The organism is Rathayibacter sp. AY1E8, from assembly GCF_002931415.1.
GTDB lineage: Bacteria > Actinomycetota > Actinomycetes > Actinomycetales > Microbacteriaceae > Rathayibacter.
Map to the genome: position 1 here is coordinate 72136 of NZ_PSVI01000001.1, position 23375 is coordinate 95510.

A 23375-nucleotide genomic window follows, 5' to 3' on the forward strand; every position below is an offset into this window, starting at 1 on the left:
CGGAGCCGCGGAGCGGGCCGCCCGGCCGCGCTCGCACCCCGGAACGCGGAAGCCGGCGGCCGCCTCACGCCACTCCCTCGGAGAGGGGGAGGAGCGCGGAGGCGACCGCCGGCGGGACCGCTCAGGACGGTCGGTCGGAGGGGATCAGGCGGGGACGGCCTGCGCGGTGGCGGGCTCGGGCACCTCGGCGACCACTGGGGCGCGCTTGATGCTCTTCGCGATGATCACGCAGACGGCCGTGACGACCATGCCCACCAGGATGGCGACCAGGTAGAGGATCGGCTGCCCGACGAGCCCGGTGACCCAGACGCCGCCGTGCGGGGCGCGGAGGGTGGAGCCGAAGAGCGCGACGAGCGCACCCGTGACGGCCGAGCCGACCATGGCGGACGGGATCACGCGCAGCGGGTCGACCGCGGCGAACGGGATGGCCCCCTCCGAGATGAAGGACGCGCCCAGCAGGTAGGCGGCCTTGCCGTTCTGGCGCTCGGCGTCGGTGAACAGGCGCTTGCGGAGCGTCGTGGCCAGGGCCAGACCCAGCGGCGGGGTCATGCCGGCGGCCATGACGATCGCCATCACCTTGAACTGCACGGAGTTCGGGTCGCCGTCGGCGGGGACGGAGGCGAGGCCGGTGGTCGCGAAGGCGTAGGCCACCTTGTTGACCGGACCGCCCATGTCGAACGCCATCATGAGGCCGAGGATGATCCCCAGGATGATCAGGTTGCCGCCCGAGAGGCCCGAGAGCCAGGACGACAGGCCCTCGCTCAGTGCGCGGAGCGGCGCTCCGAGCACCACGAACATCAGGAAGCCGGTGATGAAGGTGGCGATCAGGGGGATGATCACGACGGGCATCAGCGACTTGAACGCCGCGGGGAGCTTGATCCGCGAGATGTAGAGGGCCGCGTAGCCGGCGATGAAGCCGGAGGCGAGGCCGCCCAGGAAGCCCGCGCCGACGGTGACCGCGACCGCGCCGCCGAGGAAGCCCGGCGCGATGCCGGGACGATCGGCGATGCCGAAGGCGATGAAGCCCGAGAGCACCGGCACCAGGAAGGCGAAGGTCGCGCTTCCGATGAGGAACATCACTCCGGCCCAGTCGGTGATGTTCGCCACGTTGAAGCCGTCGTCGATGATCTGCTGGGCCGTGAAGTCGACGATCCGGTAGCCGCCGAACAGGAACGACAGCGCGATCAGCAGACCGCCCGCCGCGACGAACGGGATCATGTAGGAGACGCCGGTCATCAGGTTCTGGCGGATGCGTGTTCCGACGCCGACCTTCTTCGGCGCGGCGGGGGCCGCGGCCGGAGTCGAGCGGGCGGGGGCGGACGCGGCGGAGCCGGAGCCGCGGAGGGCCAGAGCGCGGTCGAGGACCTCGTCCGGCTTGGACAGGGCCTCGGCGACGCCCACCTGGAGGATCGGCTTGCCGGCGAAGCGGTCCTTGCCGCGGACCTCGAGGTCGGCGGCGAGGATGACGACGTCCGCGGCGGCGATGTCGGCCGCGGTCATCTCGTCCGAGCCGGCCGCGCCCTGGGTCTCGACGTGGATCGGGTAGCCGCGCTTCTTCGCGGCCTGCTCGAGCGCCTCCGCCGCCATGTACGTGTGGGCGATGCCCGCGATGCAGCTGGTCACGGCGACGAAGCGCGGGCCGGAGGCGGGGCTCGCGGCGGGCGCGTCCTGCACCTTCGCGACGGCGCGGTCGATGACGTCGGCCGCCTTCGCGAGCGCCTCCGACGTGCCCACCTCGAGGGTGGGCTTCCCGGCGAAGCGCTCCTTGCCGCGGACCTCGAGGTCGGCGGCGAGGATCACGACGTCGGCGTCGGCGATGGTCCGGTCCGACATGGGATCGGAGCCCGCGGCGCCCTGGGTCTCGACCTGGATCTCGTACCCCTTCTTCTTCGCGGCCTGCTCGAGGGCCTCGGCCGCCATGTAGGTGTGCGCGATGCCGGCGATGCAGCTCGTGACGGCGACGATCCTCATGAGACGACGACCTCTCGGGCGATGATGTCCGCGACCTCCTGGCCGCTGGCGGCGGCGCGGAGGGAACCGGTGAAGGACTCGTGGATCAGCTTGCGGGCGAGCTGGGCGAGGATCTTGAGGTGCGCCTGGTCGGCGCCGTCCGGAGCCGCGATCAGGAAGATCAGGTCGGCCGGGCCGTCGGGGGCGCCGAAGTCGACGCCCTGCTTCGCGATGCCGACCGCCACGCTGGGCGAGACGACGTGGGAGGAGCGGGCGTGGGGGATCCCGATGCCGCCGGGCATGCCGGTCGCCATCTGCGACTCGCGGTCGCGGACGTCGGCGAGGAAGCCGTCGAGGTCGGTGACGCGGCCGGCGTCGGCGAGCGTCTTCGCGAGCTGCGCGGTGGCCTCGTCCTTCGTGGCGGCGGTGAGGTCGACGATGACCGTCGACGCCTCGGTGAGAGCAGTCATGCGCTCAGTTCTCCAATCGGGAGGGTGGGGTCGGGGTTCTCGACGACGGAGACGTCGTCGAGGCGGAGGGAGTCGGGACCCGGGGCTTCGCTGCCCGGGAGCTGGACAGCGGCGGTACCCCACGCGACTGCTGTCGCGAGGCGCTCCGCCTCCGTGGCGTCGACGGCCGAGAGGTAGCCGGCGAGCGTGCTGTCGCCGGCGCCGACGGTGCTGAGGGGCACGACGGCGGGGGCGCCCGCCCACCACGACGCGTGCGCCGTGACGAGGAGGGCGCCGTGCTCTCCGAGGCTGACGAGCGCTCGCGCGTCGGGCAGCTGCAGGAGTTCACGGGCTCCGGCGACGACGTCTCCGACCGTCGTCAGGGAGCGGCCGAGGAGCTCCTCGAGCTCCTCGAGGTTGGGCTTCACCAGGGTGGCGGTGCCGGCCGCGATGATCGCGGTCAGGGGGGCTCCCGAGGTGTCGACGGCGAGGGGGACGCCGAAGTGCAGGGCGAGGCGGCCGAGGGCGGGGTAGAAGTCCGCTCCCAATCCCGGGGGGACGCTGCCGCAGGCGACGAGCCAGCGGGGCGAGGCCGAGACGTGCTCGCCGATCAGCTCGGAGAGGGCGTGAGCCTCCTCCTCCGTGACGGCGGGGCCGGGCTCGTTGATCTTGGTGGTGCGGCCCGTCCGGTCGTCGACCACGGTGATGTTGGTGCGGATCGGGTGGGCGATCGCCGCACTGGCCGAGCGGACTCCGGCGGCCCGGAGCATCGTGGACAGGTCGACGCCGGTGGAGGCGTCGGCCGGGTAGACCGCGGTCGCCTCGACGCCGTTGCGCGCGAGGGCACGGGCGACGTTGACGCCCTTGCCGGCCGGGTCGCGCCGCACGTCGTGCGCGCGGTTGACCTCGCCGACGGCGAAGCCGCTCGTGGAGAGGGTGACGTCGATGCTCGGGTTGGCGGTGACGGTGACGATCATGCGCGGACGACCTCCGGGCCGGCCGACTCGATGTCGTCGGCGAGCTCGTCGTCGACATCGGCGTCGGTGATGACGGTGTCGACCGCGGACAGCGGAGCGACGTGCCCGAAGTCCTGCCGGCCGAACTTCGAGTGGTCGGCGAGGACCACGACCCGGCGCGCGGAGGCGATGATCGCGGACTTGACGACGGCCTCGTCGAGATCGGGGGTGGTGAGCCCGCGCTCGAGGCTGAGGCCGTTCGTGCCGATGAAGGCGACGTCCACCGAGACCGTGGAGAGGGCCTGGGCGGCCCACGGCCCGACGGCGGCCTGCGTGACTCCGCGCAGGTGCCCGCCGATGAGGTGGAGGTCGATGTTGGGCCGGCCGACGAGCGCCATCGCGACGGGGAGGGAGTGGGTGACGACCGTCAGCCGGCGGTCCAGGGGGAGCAGCTCCGCCAGCCGCACCGTGGTGGTGCCGGCGTCGATGGCGATCGAGCCGCCGTCGGGCACCTCGGCGAGGGCCGCGGTGGCGATGCGGTCCTTCTCGCCGGCGAGGTGTCCCTCCCGGGCGGCGACCTCGGGCTCGATGCCCAGCCGCTCGACGGGGATGGCTCCGCCGTGCGCACGGCGCAGCAGGCCCCGCTTCTCGAGGCTGGTGAGATCGCGGCGGATCGTCTCCGGCGTCACGGCGAGGGAGAGGGCGAGGTCGCGGACCTCGACACGCCCGTCGGTGCGGGCGCGGTCCAGGATCGCCTGGTGCCGCTCCGGTGCGTACATGTGGACTCCGTCGTCTGGCCGTGGGTGGTGCGCCGGATCCGCGGTGTCGTTGCCGACCTCGGATCTGCGTTTACCTCTTTTTAGACCCGTTCAGGAGGGAAGTCAACAGAAACGGACAGAATCGGCAGGCGGAATCGGGCGCGGCGACGCCGGGAAGACCGGGAAGCGGACCGCCGGGTCAGGCGGCGAGCTGCTCGAGCTCCTCCTCGAGCTGCGCGAGCTGGCGCTCCAGGCGCCGTCGTTTCAGGAGGGACGCCTCCGGCAGCGCGGCGCGAAGCCGCTCGCGCTCGGCCTCGGCGAGGGTGCGGCGCGCGGTGCGCAGCTGCTCCTCCCGCTCCTTCTCGCGCTCCTCCGGCGTGAGCTTGCGCGCCGAGATCCCGGCGTCGCTCATCCCGACGGAGATCCACGACGCGGCGATCAGGATCACCTGGCAGACGAGGTTGAACCAGATCAGCAGACCGATGAGGACCGCGAACGAGGCGAGCAGCGGATTGCGGGAGGCGCCGCCCAGCAGCTGCGTTCCGAGGACCTTGAGCGCGCCGAGAGCGATTCCGCCGAGCAGCGACCCCGCCCAGAGGTTCTTCCAGGGGATCGAGATGCCCGAGAGGATGCGGAAGGAGCCGGCGAGGGTGCCCGTGTCCAGGGCGAGCATGATCAGCAGGCCGACCGCGCTGCCGGCGAGACGGGCCGGCATCGACTCGCTGCCGATCCCGAGGAAGCCGAACGCCACGTCCACCAGCGAGGTCGAGAACACGGAGAGACCCGCCGAGACCAGCAGCACCGCCCCGAAGACCAGGGCGAGCCCCGCGTCCTTGAGCTTGAGCAGGACGAAGAGGGTCGTGGGTCCGGGGAGCGAGAAGAGCAGCCGGACCGCCTGGCGCAGGCTCCCCAGGAAGTTCAGCGCCGTCCAGAGCAGGCCGGCGGCCGCGATCGCACCCGTCCAGCCGAGGATCGACGAGTCGAGCAGGTCGTCCACCGACACGAGCGCGTTCTTCCCGCCGATCAGGCCGGGGACGGAGCGGGTCACCAGATCGAGGAGGGAGTCGCGCAGCACCGAGTCGTCGCGCACCCAGAAGCCGAAGACGGCGAAGAAGACGAAGAGCGCCGCGAAGACCGCGAACAGGGCCTGGAAGGCGAGTCCGGAGGCGAAGAGGGGCCCGCCGGTCTCGGAGTAGTGGAGCATCACCCGCACCGGCCGCGTCCGCATGACCCGCTCGAACAGGCCCGGGATCCCGCGGGGAGTGTCGGCCGCCTCGGTCATTCCTCCAGCGTACTGAGGCCTCGCGGCGCTCCCGTGCACGCGCCCGCCTGCACGCTGGAACGCGTCCGGCCCGCCGGATCCGAGGATCCCGGCGGGCCGGACGCGTTCGCGAGGGGGAGGATCAGGCGCGGCCGCGGATGACGGCCTGCTTCACCTCGGCGATCGCCTGCGTGATCTGGATGCCGCGCGGGCACGCCTCCGTGCAGTTGAAGGTCGTGCGGCAGCGCCACACGCCCTCCTTGTCGTTGAGGATGTCCAGGCGCGCTCCACCGGCGTCGTCGCGCGAGTCGAAGATGAAGCGGTGGGCGTTCACGATCGCCGCGGGGCCGAAGTACTGCCCGTCGGTCCAGAACACGGGGCAGGACGACGTGCACGCGGCGCAGAGGATGCACTTCGTGGTGTCGTCGAAGCGGGCGCGGTCGGCGACCGACTGCACGCGCTCCTTGCCCTTGGGCGCCGGGGTGTTGGCGACCAGGAACGGCTGCACCTCGCGGTAGGAGGCGAAGAACGGCTCCATGTCGACGACGAGGTCCTTCTCGAGGGGCAGTCCCTTGATCGCCTCGATGTAGATCGGCTGCGAGATGTCGAGATCCTTGATCAGCGTCTTGCAGGCCAGGCGGTTGCGGCCGTTGATCCGCATCGCGTCGGATCCGCAGATGCCGTGCGCGCACGAGCGGCGGAAGGTCAGCGATCCGTCCTGGTCCCACTTGATGCGGTGCAGGGCGTCGAGGACGCGGTCGGTCGAGTACATCTCGACGTCGAAGTCCTGCCAGCGCGGCTCGGCGTCCACCTCGGGGTCGAAGCGGCGGATGATGAACGTGACGGTGAACGCCTCCGGGGCCGCGGGGGCGGCGGGCGGCTGCTCGAGGGTAGCGGTCGACATGGCTAGTACTTCCTCTCCATCGGCTGGTACCGGGTGATCACGACGGGCTTCCAGTCGAGCCGGATGTGGTCACCGGCGTCGGAGGAGTGGGCGTCACCGGAGAGGTACGCCATCGTGTGCTGCATGTAGTTCTCGTCGTCGCGCTTCGGGAAGTCGTCGCGCATGTGGCCGCCGCGGCTCTCCTTGCGGTTGCGCGCCGAGTAGACGACGACCTCGGCGAGGTCGAGCAGGAAGCCCAGCTCGACGGCCTCGAGGAGGTCGGTGTTGAAGCGCTTGCCCTTGTCCTGCACCGAGATGTTGCGGAACCGGTCGCGCAGGCGCTGGATGGTCCCGGTGACGGCCTCGAGGGACTCGTCGGTGCGGAACACCTGGGCGTTCTTGTCCATCTCGTCCTGCAGCTCCTTGCGGATCGAGGCGATCCGCTCGGTGCCGGTCGCGGAGCGGAGCGAGGCGAGCATGTCGCGGATCGCGCCGGCCGGGTCGGCGGGCAGGGGGGTGAAGTCGACCGTCTTGGCGTAGTCGGCGGCGTTGTTGCCGCTGCGCTTGCCGAAGACGTTGATGTCGAGGAGGGAGTTGGTGCCGAGGCGGTTGGAGCCGTGCACCGAGACGCACGCGCACTCGCCGGCGGCGTAGAGGCCGGGGACGACGGTCGTGTTGTCCGAGAGCACCTCGGCCTTGACGTTGGTCGGGATGCCGCCCATCGCGTAATGCGCGGTCGGCATGACGGGGACCGGCTCGACGACGGGGTCGACGCCCAGGTAGGTGCGGGCGAACTCGGTGATGTCGGGGAGCTTGGTCTCGAGGACCTCGGCGCCCAGGTGGGTGCAGTCCAGCAGCACGTAGTCCTTGTGCGGTCCGGCGCCGCGGCCCTCCGCCACCTCCTGGACCATGCAGCGGGCGACGATGTCGCGCGGCGCGAGGTCCTTGATGGTGGGGGCGTAGCGCTCCATGAAGCGCTCGCCCGAGGCGTTGCGGAGGATCGCACCCTCTCCTCGCGCTCCCTCGGTGAGGAGGATGCCGAGGCCGGCGAGGCCGGTCGGGTGGAACTGGAAGAACTCCATGTCCTCCAGGGGGAGGCCCTTGCGCCAGATGATGCCGACGCCGTCGCCGGTGAGGGTGTGCGCGTTGGAGGTGGTCTTGTAGATCTTGCCGAAGCCGCCGGTCGCGAAGATGATCGCCTTCGCCTGGAAGACGTGCAGCTCGCCCGTGGCCAGCTCGTAGGCGACGACGCCGGAGGGCTTGGCCACTCCGTCGACCTCGGTCATCACCAGGTCGAGGACGTAGAACTCGTTGTAGAAGTTGATGCCGAGCCGGACGCAGTTCTGGAACAGCGTCTGCAGGATCATGTGGCCGGTACGGTCGGCCGCATAGCAGGCCCGGCGGACGGGCGCCTTGCCGTGGTCGCGGGTGTGGCCGCCGAAGCGGCGCTGGTCGATCTTGCCCTCCTCGGTGCGGTTGAAGGGCAGGCCCATGTTCTCGAGGTCGATGACCGCGTCGATGGCCTCCTTCGCGAGGATCTCGGCCGCGTCCTGGTCGACGAGGTAGTCGCCGCCCTTGACGGTGTCGAAGGTGTGCCACTCCCAGCTGTCCTCCTCGACGTTCGCGAGGGCGGCGGCCATGCCGCCCTGCGCCGCTCCGGTGTGGGAGCGGGTCGGGTACAGCTTCGAGATCACGGCCGTCTTCGCCTTGGGGCCGGCCTCGATGGCCGCGCGCATCCCGGCACCGCCGGCGCCGACGATGACGACGTCGAACTGGTGGTAGTGGACGCCGTCGGGTCCGACGGTCTGCGCGAAGGCGCTCTGGTCGGCGCCGGTGTGGGAGTGGCCTGGTGTGCTCACGGGGTGGGTGCTCCGTCGTACGGGGATGGGAGGGGGAGGTGCCGGGACGCGGTGCCGCGGACCGGGAGGGGCGCGGGCCCCTCTCCGATCCGCGGCACCGTGGTCACGCTGCGCAGAAGGAGGGCAGCAGGTCCGCGGCGGTGCCGGCGGGGCACGGGTCGAACGCGAAGACGACCCAGGTGCCGAGCGCGATCAGCGCGACGACGGCGACGAGGATGCCGCCCTTGAAGGCCTTGGCCAGCAGGGGCGAGGTCGCGTAGTCGTTGACCAGCGTGCGCATGCCGTTGCCGCCGTGGATCAGCGCGAGCCACAGCATGAGGACGTCCCACCACTGCCAGAACGGGTTCGCCAGCTTGCCGCCGACGAAGCCGAAGTCGATGGCCTTGATGCCGTCGCCCAGCAGCAGGTTGTAGATGAGGTGCCCGAAGATCAGGACGATCAGCACGACGCCGGAGGCGCGCATGTAGATCCAGCCCCACTTCTCCCAGTTGGTGCCGGAGGAGCGGGTCGGGGTGTGCGGGGTCCGCGGTGCGGCGACGGTGCTCAATGCGCACCCCCCTCGCTGAAGACGTTGATCAGGTGGCGCGGCGCGAAGCCGAGCATCAGCACGACCCAGAGGCCCATGACGACCCAGAAGAGGACGCGCTGGTTGCGGGTCGCCCAGCTCCAGAAGTCGACCAGGATGATCCGCAGGCCGTTCAGCGCGTGGAACGCGATGGCGCCCACGAGCCCGGTCTCGCCGAGTCCCATGATCGGGTTCTTGTACGTCCCGATGACCGCGTTGTACGCCTCGGGGCTCACGGCGATGAGAGCGGAGTCGAGGACGTGGACGAGGAGGAAGAAGAAGATGGCGACACCGGTGATCCGGTGGAGCACCCACGACCACATGCCTTCGCGACCGCGGTAGAGGGTGCCGGCCGGACGCCGGATCTTCCCCTGCTTCCGGGGTGCGAGGGTTTGAGCAGCTTGAACTGACACGAACAACCCTCCCTGGTTGTGCTCCGACGGCCTGACCTGTTCCCACGTCGCGTGGACGGGGACGGGGCGGGGAGCGACGAGAAACTCGCCCTCCGATTCTAAGCGCGCTCGCAGGCGGGCGCGGCTTAGGCGAGCCTTAGCTGCGGGGCAGGGCGAGGGCGGGCGCCCCCGCGGTCGCGTAGTGCGCGAGGAGCTCGTCGGTGAGCGCGCTCCAGGTGCGGTGGAGCACGCGGCGGCGGCCCGCCTCGCCGAGCCGGGCGCGCAGTGCGGGATCTCGGACCAGGCGCTCCACCTGCCGGCGCAGGTCCGAGTCGCTCTCGGGCGCGTAGAGCAGGCCGTCCACGCCGTGCTCGATGAGGTCGGTGGGGCCGCCCGCGTGCGGCGCGACCACGGCGGTGCCGGACGCCTGCGCCTCCTGGACCGTCTGGCCGAACGTCTCCTCCGTGCCGGTGTGCACGAAGACGTCGAGCGCGGCGAAGACCGCCGGCAGCCGGTCGCCGTCGAGCCGGCCGAGCATCCGCGCCGCCGGGCCGAGGGCGGCGGCGACCCGGGCGGAGGAGGGGCCGTAGCCGCCCACGACCAGCTCCGCGTGCGGGAGGGAGGCGAGCGCCGCCATCCGCTCCACCCTCTTCTCGGGGGAGAGGCGCCCGATGTAGCCGACGAGCGCGTCGTCGGTGCCGAGTCCGGCACGGACGGCCTGCGCGTAGGGGGAGGAGCGGCGGCGCGGGTGGAAGCGCTCGCTCTGCACGCCGCGGCCCCACAGCGCGGTGCGCTCGATGCCGGCGGCGGCGAGGTCGTCGAGGGCGCTCGTGGAGGGGGCGAGGGTCAGGTCCGCCCCGGCGTGGATCTGGCGGATCACCCGCCAGGCGAGGGCGCGGGCGCCGCGGATGCCGTAGCGGGCCGCGAATCGCGCGACGTCCGTCTGGTAGATCGCGACACTCGGCACCCCGAGCCGGCCGGCCGAGGCGATGGCGCGGGCGCCGAGGAGGAAGGGCGAGGCGACGTGCACCACGTCGGGCTCGAAGTCGGCCAGCTCCCGGGTGAGGGCGAGCGTGGGGATCCCGACCGGGAAGTCGCGGTAGGCGATCGCCGGGTGCTCCACGACGCGGTGGCCCGCGTAGTGGCCCGGCGCCCCCGCGGCCGGGCAGACGACGAGCGCCTCGATCCCGCGCTCCGCGAACTCGTCGAGCACCCGCAGGACGCTCGTGGTCACGCCGTTCAACGACGGCAGGAAGCTCTCGGTGACGACCGCGACTCTCACGCCCCGGACGCTACGGCGGCGGGATGAACGGCGGCGCGCGCCCGGGTGAACGGACGGTCGCGCTCGGGCTCCCTTGTATCCTGCGGACATGACATCACCTGAGACCGATGGCCGCGCCCCGCTCGACCGCTTCTACAGCGTGATCCCCGCCGGCGGGATCGGCTCGAGGCTGTGGCCGCTCTCCCGGGCCGACGCCCCGAAGTTCCTGCACGATCTGACGGGATCGGGACAGACCCTCCTCCGCGACACCTGGGACCGCCTCGCGCCTATCTCGGGCGCCGACCGGATCATGGTCGTGACCGGCCGGGCGCACCGCGCCGCCGTCGAGGAGCAGCTCGAGAGCCTCGAGGACCTCAACGTCGTCCTCGAGAGCGAGCCGCGCGACTCGTCCGCCGCGATCGGCCTGGCCGCGGCCATCCTCGAGCGCCGCCAGCCGGGCGTGATCATCGGCTCGTTCGCCGCCGACCACGTCATCAGCGGTCAGCAGCTGTTCCACGACGCGGTCGCCGAGGCCGTCGTCGCGGCGGACGCGGGCTACATCGCGACCATCGGCATCACGCCGACCGAGCCTGCCGTGGGCTTCGGCTACATCCGCACGGGGAAGCACCTCGGGATCGACGGGGCGACGCACACGCTCGCCGTCGACTCCTTCGTCGAGAAGCCCGACGCCGACACCGCGCGCGCCTATCTCTCCAGTGGTCAGTACCTCTGGAACGCGGGCATGTTCATCGCCCGCGCCGACCGCCTCCTCGAGGAGCTCGGCCGCGCCAAGCCGAAGCTGCTCGCCGGACTGCTCGAGCTCGCCGCCGCGTGGGACACCCCGGAGCGCGGCGCGGTCGTCGACCGCATCTGGCCGGGCCTGGAGAAGATCGCGATCGACTACTCCGTCGCCGAGCCGGCCGCGGCCGCGGGCAAGCTGGCCGTCGTGCCCGGCCACTTCTCCTGGGACGACGTGGGCGACTTCGCCTCGATCGCGAAGCTGCACTCGAGCGGACTCCGCTCGGACCTCGCCATCCTCGGCGAGGACGCGCGTGTTCTGGCCGACTCCGCGACGGGCATCGTCGTCAGCGGCGGCAACCGCACCATCGCCCTCATCGGAGTGAAGGACATCGTCGTCGTGGACACCCCCGACGCACTCCTGGTGACCACGACCGAGAACGCCCAGAAGGTCAAGGGCGTCGTCGACGCCCTGCGCCTCTCCGGCCGCACGGACGTCCTCTAGCCCTCCGTCCCACCCGTCGAAGCGCGGCCCTCCCCTCGGAGGCGCCGCGCTTCGCCGTTCCGCCCCTCGCCTCATGCGCGTGCGGCGGTCCCGATACGCCGTTCGCGCGGCGACTCGACCACCCTCGATGAGGGCCTCGGCCGTCGCCCTGGGTGCTGGTGGCTGGGTCTCGATACGCCGCTTCCGCGGCAACTCGACCACCATGGAGGAGCATCGCGTCGAGCCCGACCGCGCGCAGCGCGGAGCTCCTCCGAACGCCTTCGACGTCCGGCAGCAGGGGAGAGGGCCGCGAGCCGGAATCGCGTGCCAAGCGATTCAGGCCAGCCCGACGCGACCCGCTCTGCGGAACGCACCCGTCGCGAAGCCGACCGCGCCGAGCCGCTCCGCGGCTCGGAATCGAGCCCAGCCGACCGCGCCGAGCCGCTCCGCGGCTCGGAATCGAGCACAGCCGACCGCCCCGCGACACGCTCCGCATGTCGCGAAGATCAACACTGTGTAACTCTTCCTGACCACCACCGTCCGGGCGGCTGAGCGGCTTGTCACATTGGGTAACGTGTGGGGATCGACGCCCTGCTGCGCTCGTCGCGCGGGGCCGCATTCCTGGAGGACGACATCTTGACTATCACCTCGCGTAAGGCCGCGTTCGGCGGTCTCGCCGCCCTCGGCGTCACCGCGCTTCTCGCCGGTTGCGCCTCCGCCCCCGAGGAGAGCGGCTCCAGCGCCGCCGCCGGTGGCGACTTCCTGCCCTGCATGGTCTCCGACGCGGGCGGGTTCGACGACAAGTCGTTCAACGAGCTCGGCTACAACGGCCTCGTGAAGGCCTCGGAGGACCTCGGCGTCACGCCGAAGACCGTCACCTCGGAGTCCGAGACGGACTACGCCCCGAACCTGACCAGCCTCGTCGACCAGGGCTGCAACCTGATCATCACCGTCGGCTTCGCGCTGGCCGAGGCCACGTCGGCCGCGGCCGAGGCGAACACGGACATCGACTTCGCGATCATCGACGACGCGTCGATCGACCTGCCGAACGTCAAGCCGATCACCTTCGACACCTCGCAGGCGGCGTTCCTCGCCGGCTACACGGCCGCGTCGTACTCCAAGACCGGCGTCGTCGGCACCTACGGCGGCCAGCAGTTCCCGACCGTCACGATCTTCATGGACGGCTACGCCGACGGCGTGAAGTACTACAACGAGCAGAAGGGGAAGGACGTCAAGGTCGTCGGCTGGGACGTCGACGCGCAGACCGGCTCCTTCACCGGCGGCTTCGCGGCGGGCGTCGAGGCCAAGTCGGCCGCGCAGTCGCTGATCGACCAGAACGCGGACGTCATCCTCCCCGTCGGCGGTCCGATCTTCCAGTCGGCGATCGAGGCGATCCGCGACTCCGGCAAGGACATCGCGATGGTCGGCGTGGACGCGGACCTGTACGAGACCTACCCCGACGGCGCCGACCTGTACCTGACCTCGATCCTCAAGGGCATCGAGGCCGGCACGACCGACGTCACCAGCTCCGCCGGAGCCGACGACTTCGACCCCACTCCCTTCGTGGGCACCCTCGAGAACGACGGAGTCGGCATCGCGCCGTTCCACGACTTCGAGTCGAAGGTCTCGGGCGACCTGCAGGGCGAGCTCGACACCATCAAGGCGGGCATCATCGACGGCTCCATCACCGTCACCTCCCCGTCCGCTCCCGCGGCGTCCTAGCCGTCTCCTCGAAGAGGCCGGCGGGCCCGAGCACACCTCGGGCCCGCCGGCCTCTTCGTCGGTCCGGCGGGCCGATCGGCTCCGCTGCGTCCATCGATCCCGGCCGACGGCGCATCGTGGCGCGAACCGAAAGTTAGATTGGTCCCATGAAGCTCGAACTGCGTGGCATCACGAAGCGCTTCGGCGCGCTCGTGGCCAACGACCACATCGATCTCACCGTCGAACCCGGTGAGATCCACTGCCTCCTCGGCGAGAACGGCGCGGGCAAGTCGACGCTCATGAACGTGCTCTACGGCCTGTACCAGGCCGAGGAGGGGGAGATCCTGCTGGACGACGCGGTCCAGCACTTCTCCGGTCCGGGTGACGCCATGAAGGCGGGCATCGGGATGGTCCACCAGCACTTCATGCTCGTCCCCGTGTTCACCGTCGCCGAGAACGTCATGCTGGGCCACGAGGAGACGAAGGCCGGCGGGCGCCTGGACCTCGCTGCCGCGCGCGCCCGGGTGCGCGAGATCTCGGACCGCTTCGGCTTCGACGTGGATCCCGACGCCCTGGTCGAGGACCTCCCCGTCGGCGTGCAGCAGCGGGTCGAGATCATCAAGGCGCTCTCCCGCGACGCCCGGGTGCTCGTGTTCGACGAGCCGACCGCGGTGCTGACCCCGCAGGAGACCGACGAGCTGATCGCGATCATGCGCCAGCTGCGTGCGGCCGGGACCGCCATCGTCTTCATCACGCACAAGCTCCGCGAGGTGCGCGAGGTCGGGGACCGCATCACGGTCATCCGCCTCGGCAGAGTCGTGGGGGAGGCGTCGCCGACGGCGAGCAACGCCGAGCTCGCCTCGCTGATGGTGGGCCGCGCCGTCGAGCTGACGGTGCAGAAGGAGCAGGCGGTGCCGGGCGACGAGGCCCTCGTCGTCTCGAACCTCACCGTGCGCGACGCCAACGGCCAGGCCGTCGTCGACGACGTCTCCTTCGAGGTCCGCCGCGGCGAGATCCTCGCGATCGCAGGCGTGCAGGGCAACGGCCAGACCGAGCTCACCGAGGCGATCATGGGCCTGCAGGAGCGGGTCGAGGGCTCGGTGACCCTGGACGGGCGCCGCCTCGACGGGCTGTCCGTGCGCCGCGTCCTCGAGTCGGGGGTCGGCTTCGTCCCCGAGGACCGCACCGAGGACGGTCTGGTCGCCGAGTTCACGATCGCCGAGAACCTCATGCTCGACCGCAGCGACCGCGGTCCGTTCGTGAAGGGACTGGGCCTGCGGCTGAAGGAGCTCGAGCGCTTCGCCGAGGAGCGGGTGCGCGAGTTCGACGTGCGCGCCCAGGGGATCGGCACCCACGTCGGCCGCCTCTCCGGAGGCAACCAGCAGAAGGTGGTGCTCGCGCGCGAGCTCAGCCGGGAGCTGCGGCTGTTCATCGCGGCGCAGCCCACCCGCGGCATCGACGTCGGCTCCATCGAGTTCGTCCACAAGCGCATCGTCGAGACGCGCGACACCGGGGTCCCCGTGATCGTGGTGTCGACGGAGCTCGACGAGGTCGCGGCGCTCGCCGACCGCATCGCGGTCATGTACAAGGGCGGGATCATCGGCATCGTCCCCGCCGACACGCCCCGCGAGGTCCTGGGGCTCATGATGGCCGGGCAGGCGCCCGCCGAGAAGGGAGCGGCGGCGTGAGCGACGCGCAACTGCCCGCGGTCGATCCCGACGCGGAGACCGAGAAGGCGTCCGGGCTCGAGCCCGGCCAGAAGCCGGATCAGGAGGTGCGCCCCGGCCCGCTCGAGAGCGGTGCCTCGCGTGTCCTGCGCGAGATCCTCTCCGGCACCGCGCTGATGTCGGTGCTCGCCGTGCTGCTCTCCCTCATCGCGGGCGGCGTGCTGATCGCCGCGACCGACAAGGACGTCCAGGCGGCGTCGGGCTACTTCTTCGCCCGGCCGCTCGACACCCTGCAGGCGATCTGGCAGTCCGTCTCCGGTGCCTACTCCTCGCTCTTCCAGGGCTCGGTCTACAACTTCCGTCGCGAAGGCTTCGCCAACGGCATCAAGCCACTGACGGACACCCTGGCCTTCGCGACCCCGCTGATCGCCGGCGGCCTCGGAGTGGCGCTGGCCTTCCGCGTCGGCCTGTTCAACATCGGCGGCCGCGGTCAGATGCTGATCGCCGCCGCCTGCGCGGGCTGGGTCGGCTTCTCCTTCGACCTCCCGTGGGGCGTGCACCTGATCGCCGCGCTCGCCGCCGGCATCCTGGGCGGCGCGCTCTGGGGCGGACTCGTGGGACTGCTCAAGGCCCGCACCGGCGCGCACGAGGTGATCCTCACGATCATGCTCAACTACGTCGCGTTCTACCTGATCTCGTACCTCCTGCGGACGCCCGGCGCGCTGCAGGCGCCCGGCTCGAACAACCCGAAGTCGCCCGGGATGAAGGAGACCGCGGTCTTCCCGGCGCTCCTCGGCCCCGGATACTCGCTCACGCTCGGCTTCGTCTTCGCGGTCCTCGCGACCGTGTTCGTCTGGTGGCTTCTGAACCGCTCGACGATCGGCTTCAAGTTCCGCGCGGTGGGGGAGAACCCTCACGCGGCCCGGGTCGCGGGCATCGACGTGAAGAACAGCTACGTGTACGCGATGCTCCTCTCCGGCGGCCTGCTCGGCCTCGCCGGCAGCGCCCAGGTGATGGGGACGGTCACGACCGGCTTCACCTCCGGGATCGACGCGGGCATCGGCTTCGACGCGATCACGGTCGCGCTGCTGGGCCGCTCCCGCCCCTGGGGCGTGTTCTTCGCCGGCATCCTCTTCGGCGCCTTCAAGGCGGGCGGCTACTCGATGCAGGCCGCCGAGGGCGTGCCGATCGACGTGGTCCTCGTCGTCCAGTCGCTGATCGTCCTCTTCATCGCCGCACCGCCGCTGGTGCGCGCGATCTTCCGCCTCCCGACGCCCGGGGCCGCCCCGAAGCGCCGCACCCGCCGCACCTCGGAGGTGTCCGCATGAGCACCGCCGTCGCCACCGCCCCCGACCGCGTCGTGATCCGCAGCTGGAAGGCGCCGATCGCGTTCGGCGTCTTCGCGCTGCTCGCCGTCGTCCTCTTCGTGGCCCTCGGCCGCGACGGGACGAGCTCGTTCCGCCTCGCCGCGGGGACCGACTTCTTCGCGCTGCCGGACATCCCGTTCCCGACGCGGGGGACGGGCGTGGTCGTCGCGATCCTCCTGGTCGCCCTGGCCGTCGCGTCGGCCGCACTCACCCGCGCCGGCCGCCGGATCCCGCTCTGGCTCTCGGCGGTCTTCGCCCTGGTCTTCCTGATCGGGTTCCTCGTCTGGGTATCGGCCGGTGCCGCCCTGCCCGTCTCGGGACTTCTGCTCGGGACCGTCGGACTCGCCACTCCGCTGATCTTCGGCTCGCTCGGCGGCGTCATCTCGGAGCGGGTCGGAGTCGTCAACGTCGCGATCGAGGGGCAGCTGCTCGCCGGCGCCTTCACCGCGGCGATGGTCGGCTCCCTCACCCGCCAGCCGGTGCTCGGCCTGCTCGCGGCGATGGTCGCGAGCGTCCTGGTGTCGTTCGTGCTGGCCGCCTTCGCGATCAAGTACCTGGTCGATCAGGTGATCGTCGGAGTCGTGCTGAACGTGCTGGTGACCGGCCTGACGAGCTTCCTCTACTCCCAGGTCCTCTCCGCCGACGCGTCGACGTTCAACTCGCCGGTGAAGTTCGACCGCCTCCCGATCCCGGTGCTCAGCCAGGTGCCGATCGTGGGCGCCGTCCTGTTCAACCAGACGGTGATCGTCTACCTGATGTACTTCGCGATCTTCGCGGTGTGGTGGGGCCTGTTCAAGACCAAGTGGGGCCTCCGCCTGCGCGCAGTGGGCGAGCACCCGCAGGCCGCGGACACCGTGGGCATCGATGTCGCCCGCACGCGCTTCTGGAACGTCTCCCTCGCCGGGGCGATCGCCGGAGTCGGCGGCGCGTACTACACGCTCGACGCGGTCGGCGCGTTCGGCAAGGAGATGACCGCGGGTGCGGGCTTCATCGCCCTGGCCGCCGTCATCTTCGGCCGCTGGGACCCGATCAAGGCGACGCTCGCGTCGCTGCTGTTCGGCTTCGCGACCAACCTGCAGAACGTGCTCGGCGTCATCGGCTCGCCCGTGCCCAGCGAGTTCATGCTGATGCTGCCGTACGTCGTGACGATCTTCGCGGTGGCCGGTCTCGTCGGCCAGTCCCGCGGACCGGCCGCCGCCGGCAAGCCGTACCTGAAGTCCTGAGAGGAGCCGTCGTGACCGACATCGACTGGGAGGCGCTGCGCGAGGCCGCCCTGGAGGCCATGAGCCACGCCTACGTCCCGTACTCGAAGTTCCCCGTCGGGGTCGCCGCGCTCGTGGACGACGGCCGGACGATCTCGGGCTGCAACGTCGAGAACGCCTCCTACGGGCTCACGCTCTGCGCCGAGTGCGCGCTGGTGTCCTCGCTGCACATGACGGGCGGCGGCCGGCTCGTCGCCTTCACCTGCGTCGACGGGAAGGGCGGCGTCCTGATGCCCTGCGGGCGCTGCCGCCAGCTGCTCTTCGAGCACTCGGCCGAGGGCATGCTCCTCCAGACCGTGTCGGGCGTGAAGACGATCGACGAGGTCATCCCCGACGCCTTCGGCCCGCGCACGCTCGAGGCCTACGCCGCCTCCTAGCGCCGCCGTCACCGCTCCCACTCCCGAACCGAGGACTCCGCATGACCCGCGCCACCCCCGTCGAGGACTTCGACGCCGTCGACATCATCCGCACCAAGCGCGACCGCGGCACGCTCTCGACCGCGCAGATCGACTGGCTGATCGACGCCTACACGCGCGGCTACGTCGCCGACGAGCAGATGGCGGCCTTCGCGATGGCGGTCCTGCTGAACGGGATGGAGCGCGACGAGATCCGCGACCTCACCCTGGCGATGATCGCCAGCGGCGAGCGCATGCGGTTCGACGGACTCGGCAAGCGCACGGTCGACAAGCACTCCACGGGCGGGGTCGGCGACAAGATCACGCTGCCGCTGATGCCGCTGGTCGCCTCCTTCGGCGTGGCGGTGCCCCAGCTCTCGGGACGCGGGCTCGGCCACACGGGCGGAACGCTCGACAAGCTGGAGTCGATCCCGGGCTGGCGGGCCGACCTCGGCAACGAGGAGATGCTGGAGCAGCTGCGGACGGTCGGCGGCGTGATCTGCGCCGCGGGCTCGGGCCTCGCCCCCGCCGACAAGAAGCTCTACGCGCTCCGGGACATCACCGGGACCGTCGAGGCGATCCCGCTGATCGCGTCCTCGATCATGTCGAAGAAGATCGCCGAGGGGACCGACGCCCTGGTGCTCGACGTGAAGTTCGGCTCCGGCGCGTTCATGGTCGACATCGAGCGCTCGCGGGAGCTGGCGCGGGCGATGGTCGACCTCGGCAACGACGCGGGGGTGCGGACCACCGCGCTGCTGACCAACATGAACGTGCCGCTCGGTCTGGCCATCGGCAACGCGAACGAGGTGCGGGAGTCGGTCGAGGTGCTCGCCGGCGGCGGCCCCTCGGACGTCCGGGAGCTGACGCTGGCCCTGGCCCGCGAGATGCTGGCCCTCGCCGGGCAGCCGGACGCGGACGTCGAGCGCGCCCTCGACGGCGGCGCGGCGATGGACACCTGGCGCGCGGTCATCCGCGCTCAGGGAGGGGATCCGGATGCGGCGCTCCCCGAGGCCCGCGAGACCCACGTCGTGGTCGCCGAGCGCGACGGCGTCCTGGTGGAGCAGCAGGCGCTGCCGTTCGGCATCGCCGCCTGGCGCCTGGGCGCCGGACGCGCCCGCCAGTCCGACGCGGTGCAGCACGCGGCGGGGATCGACCTGCACGCGAAGCCGGGCGACCGCGTCCGCGCGGGCCAGCCCCTGCTCACGCTGTCGGCCGACGAGCCGGAGCGCTTCGCCCGGGCGCTCGAGGCGCTCGACGGTGCCTACCGGATCGGCGACGACGGCGACGAGGTGCTCGGCGGCGGCCCCCTCGTGGCGGAGCGCGTCTCCTAGCCCCGCGCCGCCCGGCACGGAGGAGGCGCCGCCCGGCGAGCCGCTTCCGCCGACCCTCTAGGGTGGTCGGCGAACCACCGCCGACCTGCGAGGAGCACCGTGACCGATCAGACCGAGGAGTACCTCCTCCCGGGCGAGGGCGTCCTCATCGACGAGCTCCCCAAGGTGTCGCTGCACGACCACCTCGACGGAGGCCTGCGGCCCGGGACGGTCCTCGAGATCGCCCGCGAGACGGGCGTGCCGCTCCCGGCCGAGGAGCCGGACGCGCTCGCCGAGTGGTTCCGTGCCACGGCCGACTCCGGCTCCCTCACCGACTACATCGCCACCTTCGAGACGACGGTCGCCGTGATGCAGACCGCGCCGGCGCTCGAGCGCGTGGCCCGCGAGTTCGTGCTCGACCTCGCCGCCGACGGAGTCGTGCACGGCGAGGTGCGCTGGGCGCCGGAGCAGCACCAGCGCGCCGGGCTCTCGCTCGACGCGGCTGTCGAGGCGGTCCAGGAGGGGCTGCAGCAGGGCGTGCAGGAGGCGGCGGCGCAGGGATATCGCATCCGCGTCGGCCAGCTGATCACCGCGATGCGGCACGCCGACCGCTCGCTCGAGGTCGCCGAGCTGGCGCTGCGCCACCGCGAGCGCGGTGCGATCGGCTTCGACATCGCCGGAGCCGAGGCGGGCTTCCCCGCCTCGAGGCACCGTCCCGCCTTCGAGCTGCTCGCGGCGGCGCACTTCCCGACCACGGTGCACGCGGGGGAGGCGGACGGCCTCGACAGCATCCGCTCCGCCCTGCTCGACGGCCGCGCGCTGCGCCTGGGTCACGGCGTCCGGATCGCGGAGGACATCCGCATCGAGCGCCAGGACGACGACGCGAGCTACGTGACCCTCGGCGAGCTCTCGGAGTGGGTGAAGGACCGCGAGATCGCCCTCGAGCTCAGCCCCTCCTCCAACCTGCAGACCGGCGCCGTCGCGGCGTGGGGTGCCGAGCTCGCCGACCACCCCTTCGACCTGCTCTACCAGCTGGGCTTCCGCGTCACGGTGAACACCGACAACCGCCTGATGAGCGCGACGACCCTCAGCCGCGAGCTCGCCCTCCTGTCGGACGCGTTCGGGTACGATCTCGACGACTTCGAGGCCTTCCAGCTGAACGCGGCTCACGCCGCCTTCCTGCCGCTCGACGAGCGCCGCGAGCTCGTCGAGACGATCAGCGCCGGCTTCGAGGCGGCCTGACGGTGCCGCTCGACGCGCTTCCCGAGGAGGCGGTGGCCCTCCGCCACTCCGCCGGATCCTGGCGGGAGGCCGTCCTCGAGGCGGGCCGTGCTCTCGAGCGGACCGGCGCGGTGGACGCCGCCTACTCCCGGCGCATGGTCGAGCAGGTCGACGTGCTCGGGCCGTACATCGTCATCGCGCCCGGGCTCGCCCTCGCGCACGCCCGGCCCGGCAACGACGTCCTCGCGGACGGCCTCTCCGTCGTCACGCTGGCCGAGCCCGTCGCCTTCGGGCACAGCACCAACGATCCGGTCTCGGTCGTCATCGGGATCGCCGCCACCCAGGCGCACGGGCACGTCGGCTTCGTCTCCGGGCTCGCCGACGTGCTCAGCCGTCCGGACGCGGTCGGCGCCCTCGCCGCCGCCCGCACCCTCCGCAGCATCAACGCCGTCCTCACCGACAGCACCCCGCACCACCCGCACCACGGAAGAAGCGCATGAAGATCGTCACCCTCTGCGGCGCCGGAATCGGCACCTCCGCCATCCTCAAGCTCGGCGCCGAGCGCGCCCTCGAGACCCTCGACCTCGAGGCCGAGGTGATCGCCTCCGACCTGGCCTCCGTCGACGCGCTCGCCGCCGACGCGCAGGTCATCCTCACCTCCGGCGAGCTCGTCGACCGCATCGGCCGCACCTTCGCCGAGGTCGTCGTCATCGACAACTACCTCGACCAGAACGAGATCACGGAGAAGATCGAGCAAGCGCTGGGCTGAGCTCGACTCTGAGCCGCTCCCTGCGCGGCTCAGCGCGGTCGGCCTCCCGACGGGGTGCGTTCCGCAGAGCGTATTCCGTCGGGCTGCCTCGAATCGCTGCCACGCGATTCTCGGACGCGCCCTCCACCTTGCGGTGAGAGGGCGCTCCCTCCTCCTGCTGGTCGAGTAGCCGCAGAGCGGCGCATCAAGACTCCCATTTCCAGGGCGCGATGTGTCTACCGTGCGGTGGGAGGGCGTCCGTCGTCCGCCCCTGCTGGTCGAGTGGCCGCGGAGCGGCGTGCCGAGAGTCGGCTTCCTGCGCGGACGGCTGCCCGGACCTCGGGGGGTCAGCGGGCGGCGAGCTGCTCCAGGACGGTGCCGATCAGGCGGCGGGCGCGGGCGGGGGAGAGGCGGGCCGCTCGGCCGCGCGGGAGACCGCGATGCCGTCGAGGACCGCGAGGAGCAGCGCGGCGTCGTCGGCGCCGAACGACGCCGCGGGATGCGCGGCGCGCAGCAGCTCCAGGACGACGTCCTCCGTGCGCGACCAGCCGGCGGTGTGGATCGCGCGGATCTCCGGATCGGTGCCGGCGCGGGAGGCGAAGGCGGTCCACACGATCGCGTCGGGCACGTCCTCGTCCGCGACGCACGCGATCTCGTCGCAGAAGACGCGCAGCCGCACCTCGGCCGAGGGTTCGGCCTCCAGGCGGCTCCGCATCCGCTCGCGGAAGCGCTCCTCGACCCGGGCCATCGCGCCGGCCAGCAGCGCCTGCTTCGTCGGGAAGTGGTGCTGGACGGCCCCCACCGAGACGCCGGCCTCGGCCGCGACGGTGCGGATGCTGAGGTGCTCCGCCCCGCGGGTCGAGAGGACGGCGACGACCGCCGAGAGGATGTCGCTCCTGCTCTCGCGCCGATCCGGCATGGCGTCCCTCTCGTTCGACTGCTCGAGCAGGCTACGCTCTCGGACATGACCAATACGACCGTATTGCCACCCCGTGCCGGAGCCGGCCGCCGCATCGCGACCCTGGACGTCGTCCGCGGTGTCGCGATCATCGGGACCCTCGGCACGAACATCTGGATCTTCTCCCACCCCTGGGGGATGCTCGGACTGCTCTCCGTCCCGGTGACGCCGGAGACCTCCTCCTCCGCCGGGACTGCGCAGCTCCTGCTGATGGCGCTGGCGCAGGGCAAGTTCCTCGCCCTCCTCTCCCTCGCCTTCGGGGTGGGCCTCGCGATCCAGCACGCCTCCGCGGTCCGGCGCGGGACGCGCTGGCCGGGCCGCTACCTCTGGCGCGCGACGCTCCTCCTCCTGGACGGCGCGGTCAACTACGTGCTGATCGCGGAGTTCGACGTCCTCATGGGATACGCCGTCACCGGAGCGGTCGTCGCCTGGCTGCTGCTCACCCGGCCGACGACGCAGCGCCGCGTGATCCTCGTCTGCGGCGCTCTGCACGTCGTCCTGATCTCGGCGCTCGTGGCGCTCGTGGCGGTGAGTCCGGACGGTGCCGGACAGGGGCCGACCGGCCGGAGCCCCTACGCGGACGCGTCGTTCCTCGGCCTCGCCCTCTTCCGGCTGCAGAACGCGGGCGTCTTCCGTGCGGAGCCGGTGCTCATCGGGCTCCTCAGCCTCGCGATGTTCCTCCTCGGCGCGCGCCTCCATCGGGCGGGGGTCCTCGCCGCCGAGGGCGCGTCACTCCGCCGTCGCATGATGGTCCTCGGCGCCCTCGCCCTCCCCGTCGACCTCGCGCTGGGCGTCGGGGGGAGCGCCGCCGGTCTGCTCGCCGAGCGCTACCTCGTCGCGCCCCTGGTCGGGCTCGGCCTGCTCGCGGCCCTCGCCGAGGCCTGCCTCCGCCGGGGCGCCGAGGGCTGGGCGGCACGCCGGGCGCGGGAGGTCGGCCGGGTCGCCCTGAGCGCCTACCTCCTGCAGAACCTGCTCGGCGGCGCCCTCTTCTACGGCTGGGGACTCGGGCTGGCGGTGACCGCCGCGCAGTGGCGCGTCCCGGCGACCGTCGGAGCGTTCCTGCTCATCGCGGCGGTCGTCGTGCTCGCGGCGCACCTGTGGCTGCGCCGGTTCGAGCTCGGTCCGGTGGAGTGGCTCTGGAAGCGGGGCGAGCGGATCGGTGTCCGCGCGCCCCGCTGACCGGAGGGGGA

At 71.8% G+C, this 23375-nt stretch carries 22 protein-coding genes; 11 read left to right on the forward strand and 11 right to left on the reverse strand.

What is annotated here, in order from left to right; translation table 11 throughout:
* Positions 1 to 144: 144 nt before the first annotated feature.
* The 10 genes from C5C74_RS00395 to C5C74_RS00445 all read right to left on the reverse strand — a co-directional run bounded on the left by C5C74_RS00395 (position 145) and on the right by C5C74_RS00445 (position 10355).
* Positions 145 to 1971 carry a PTS fructose-like transporter subunit IIB gene (locus C5C74_RS00395; protein ID WP_104232839.1) on the reverse strand — a complete coding sequence of 609 codons (1827 nt, stop codon included), beginning with the start codon at positions 1969 to 1971 and terminating at the stop codon, positions 145 to 147.
* Positions 1968 to 2420 carry a PTS sugar transporter subunit IIA gene (locus C5C74_RS00405; RefSeq protein WP_097166616.1) on the reverse strand — a complete coding sequence of 151 codons (453 nt, stop codon included), beginning with the start codon at positions 2418 to 2420 and terminating at the stop codon, positions 1968 to 1970. The genes C5C74_RS00395 and C5C74_RS00405 overlap by 4 nt, the downstream gene beginning before the upstream one ends.
* The gene (locus C5C74_RS00410; protein ID WP_104226424.1) at positions 2417 to 3376 is read right to left on the reverse strand and encodes a 1-phosphofructokinase family hexose kinase; all 960 of its coding nucleotides are present in this window, start codon (positions 3374 to 3376) and stop codon (positions 2417 to 2419) included. Before C5C74_RS00410 ends, C5C74_RS00405 begins: the two co-directional genes overlap by 4 nt.
* Positions 3373 to 4134 carry a DeoR/GlpR family DNA-binding transcription regulator gene (locus C5C74_RS00415; protein ID WP_104226423.1) on the reverse strand — a complete coding sequence of 254 codons (762 nt, stop codon included), beginning with the start codon at positions 4132 to 4134 and terminating at the stop codon, positions 3373 to 3375. Before C5C74_RS00415 ends, C5C74_RS00410 begins: the two co-directional genes overlap by 4 nt.
* A gap of 178 nt (positions 4135 to 4312) precedes the next feature.
* Positions 4313 to 5395 (reverse strand): YhjD/YihY/BrkB family envelope integrity protein, encoded by a 1083-nt coding sequence (locus C5C74_RS00420; RefSeq protein ID WP_104223189.1) that lies wholly within the window; start codon positions 5393 to 5395, stop codon positions 4313 to 4315.
* A gap of 121 nt (positions 5396 to 5516) precedes the next feature.
* Entirely contained in the window at positions 5517 to 6278 is a 762-nt protein-coding gene (locus C5C74_RS00425) for a succinate dehydrogenase iron-sulfur subunit (protein ID WP_068254543.1), read from the reverse strand.
* 2 nt (positions 6279 to 6280) lie between these two features.
* Positions 6281 to 8017, reverse strand: a complete 1737-nt coding sequence (sdhA, locus tag C5C74_RS00430) for a succinate dehydrogenase flavoprotein subunit (RefSeq protein ID WP_104232891.1) — start codon at positions 8015 to 8017, stop codon at positions 6281 to 6283.
* Between the two features lie 202 nt (positions 8018 to 8219).
* Positions 8220 to 8663, reverse strand: a complete 444-nt coding sequence (locus C5C74_RS00435; protein ID WP_104223187.1) for a succinate dehydrogenase hydrophobic membrane anchor subunit — start codon at positions 8661 to 8663, stop codon at positions 8220 to 8222.
* The gene (gene sdhC, locus C5C74_RS00440; RefSeq protein WP_374952907.1) at positions 8660 to 9094 is read right to left on the reverse strand and encodes a succinate dehydrogenase, cytochrome b556 subunit; all 435 of its coding nucleotides are present in this window, start codon (positions 9092 to 9094) and stop codon (positions 8660 to 8662) included. Before sdhC ends, C5C74_RS00435 begins: the two co-directional genes overlap by 4 nt.
* 136 nt (positions 9095 to 9230) lie before the next feature.
* Positions 9231 to 10355 (reverse strand): glycosyltransferase family 1 protein, encoded by a 1125-nt coding sequence (locus C5C74_RS00445; protein WP_181134629.1) that lies wholly within the window; start codon positions 10353 to 10355, stop codon positions 9231 to 9233.
* An 88-nt stretch (positions 10356 to 10443) separates the two neighbouring features.
* Between C5C74_RS00445 and C5C74_RS00450 the strand changes: the two genes are divergently transcribed.
* The 10 genes from C5C74_RS00450 to C5C74_RS00495 all read left to right on the forward strand — a co-directional run bounded on the left by C5C74_RS00450 (position 10444) and on the right by C5C74_RS00495 (position 21248).
* Entirely contained in the window at positions 10444 to 11577 is a 1134-nt protein-coding gene (locus C5C74_RS00450; protein ID WP_104223184.1) for a mannose-1-phosphate guanylyltransferase, read from the forward strand.
* Positions 11578 to 12192: 615 nt separating this feature from the next.
* Complete coding sequence (locus C5C74_RS00455) at positions 12193 to 13278, forward strand: BMP family protein (RefSeq protein WP_104232890.1); 1086 nt, start codon at positions 12193 to 12195, stop codon at positions 13276 to 13278.
* 146 nt (positions 13279 to 13424) lie between these two features.
* Positions 13425 to 14945 carry an ABC transporter ATP-binding protein gene (locus tag C5C74_RS00460; protein WP_104226419.1) on the forward strand — a complete coding sequence of 507 codons (1521 nt, stop codon included), beginning with the start codon at positions 13425 to 13427 and terminating at the stop codon, positions 14943 to 14945.
* Entirely contained in the window at positions 14942 to 16252 is a 1311-nt protein-coding gene (locus C5C74_RS00465; protein ID WP_219813431.1) for an ABC transporter permease, read from the forward strand. Before C5C74_RS00460 ends, C5C74_RS00465 begins: the two co-directional genes overlap by 4 nt.
* The gene (locus C5C74_RS00470; RefSeq protein WP_104350776.1) at positions 16249 to 17514 is read left to right on the forward strand and encodes an ABC transporter permease; all 1266 of its coding nucleotides are present in this window, start codon (positions 16249 to 16251) and stop codon (positions 17512 to 17514) included. Before C5C74_RS00465 ends, C5C74_RS00470 begins: the two co-directional genes overlap by 4 nt.
* A gap of 11 nt (positions 17515 to 17525) precedes the next feature.
* Complete coding sequence (locus tag C5C74_RS00475; protein WP_104223180.1) at positions 17526 to 17930, forward strand: cytidine deaminase; 405 nt, start codon at positions 17526 to 17528, stop codon at positions 17928 to 17930.
* A gap of 41 nt (positions 17931 to 17971) precedes the next feature.
* A complete protein-coding gene (locus tag C5C74_RS00480) occupies positions 17972 to 19279 on the forward strand; it encodes a thymidine phosphorylase (protein ID WP_104350777.1) in 1308 nt (435 codons plus the stop codon).
* A 99-nt stretch (positions 19280 to 19378) separates the two neighbouring features.
* Positions 19379 to 20500: an adenosine deaminase gene (locus C5C74_RS00485; protein WP_104339876.1), complete on the forward strand. Its 1122-nt coding sequence runs from the start codon at positions 19379 to 19381 to the stop codon at positions 20498 to 20500.
* A gap of 2 nt (positions 20501 to 20502) precedes the next feature.
* Positions 20503 to 20979 (forward strand): PTS sugar transporter subunit IIA, encoded by a 477-nt coding sequence (locus C5C74_RS00490; protein WP_104223177.1) that lies wholly within the window; start codon positions 20503 to 20505, stop codon positions 20977 to 20979.
* The gene (locus C5C74_RS00495) at positions 20976 to 21248 is read left to right on the forward strand and encodes a PTS sugar transporter subunit IIB (RefSeq protein WP_104350778.1); all 273 of its coding nucleotides are present in this window, start codon (positions 20976 to 20978) and stop codon (positions 21246 to 21248) included. The genes C5C74_RS00490 and C5C74_RS00495 overlap by 4 nt, the downstream gene beginning before the upstream one ends.
* A 361-nt stretch (positions 21249 to 21609) precedes the next feature.
* Here C5C74_RS00495 and C5C74_RS00500 read toward each other — a convergent pair whose 3' ends face one another.
* Positions 21610 to 22146, reverse strand: a complete 537-nt coding sequence (locus tag C5C74_RS00500; protein WP_104350779.1) for a TetR/AcrR family transcriptional regulator — start codon at positions 22144 to 22146, stop codon at positions 21610 to 21612.
* Positions 22147 to 22191: 45 nt separating this feature from the next.
* Between C5C74_RS00500 and C5C74_RS00505 the strand changes: the two genes are divergently transcribed.
* Positions 22192 to 23364 carry a DUF418 domain-containing protein gene (locus tag C5C74_RS00505; protein WP_104246686.1) on the forward strand — a complete coding sequence of 391 codons (1173 nt, stop codon included), beginning with the start codon at positions 22192 to 22194 and terminating at the stop codon, positions 23362 to 23364.
* The last annotated feature ends 11 nt before the right edge of the window (positions 23365 to 23375 follow it).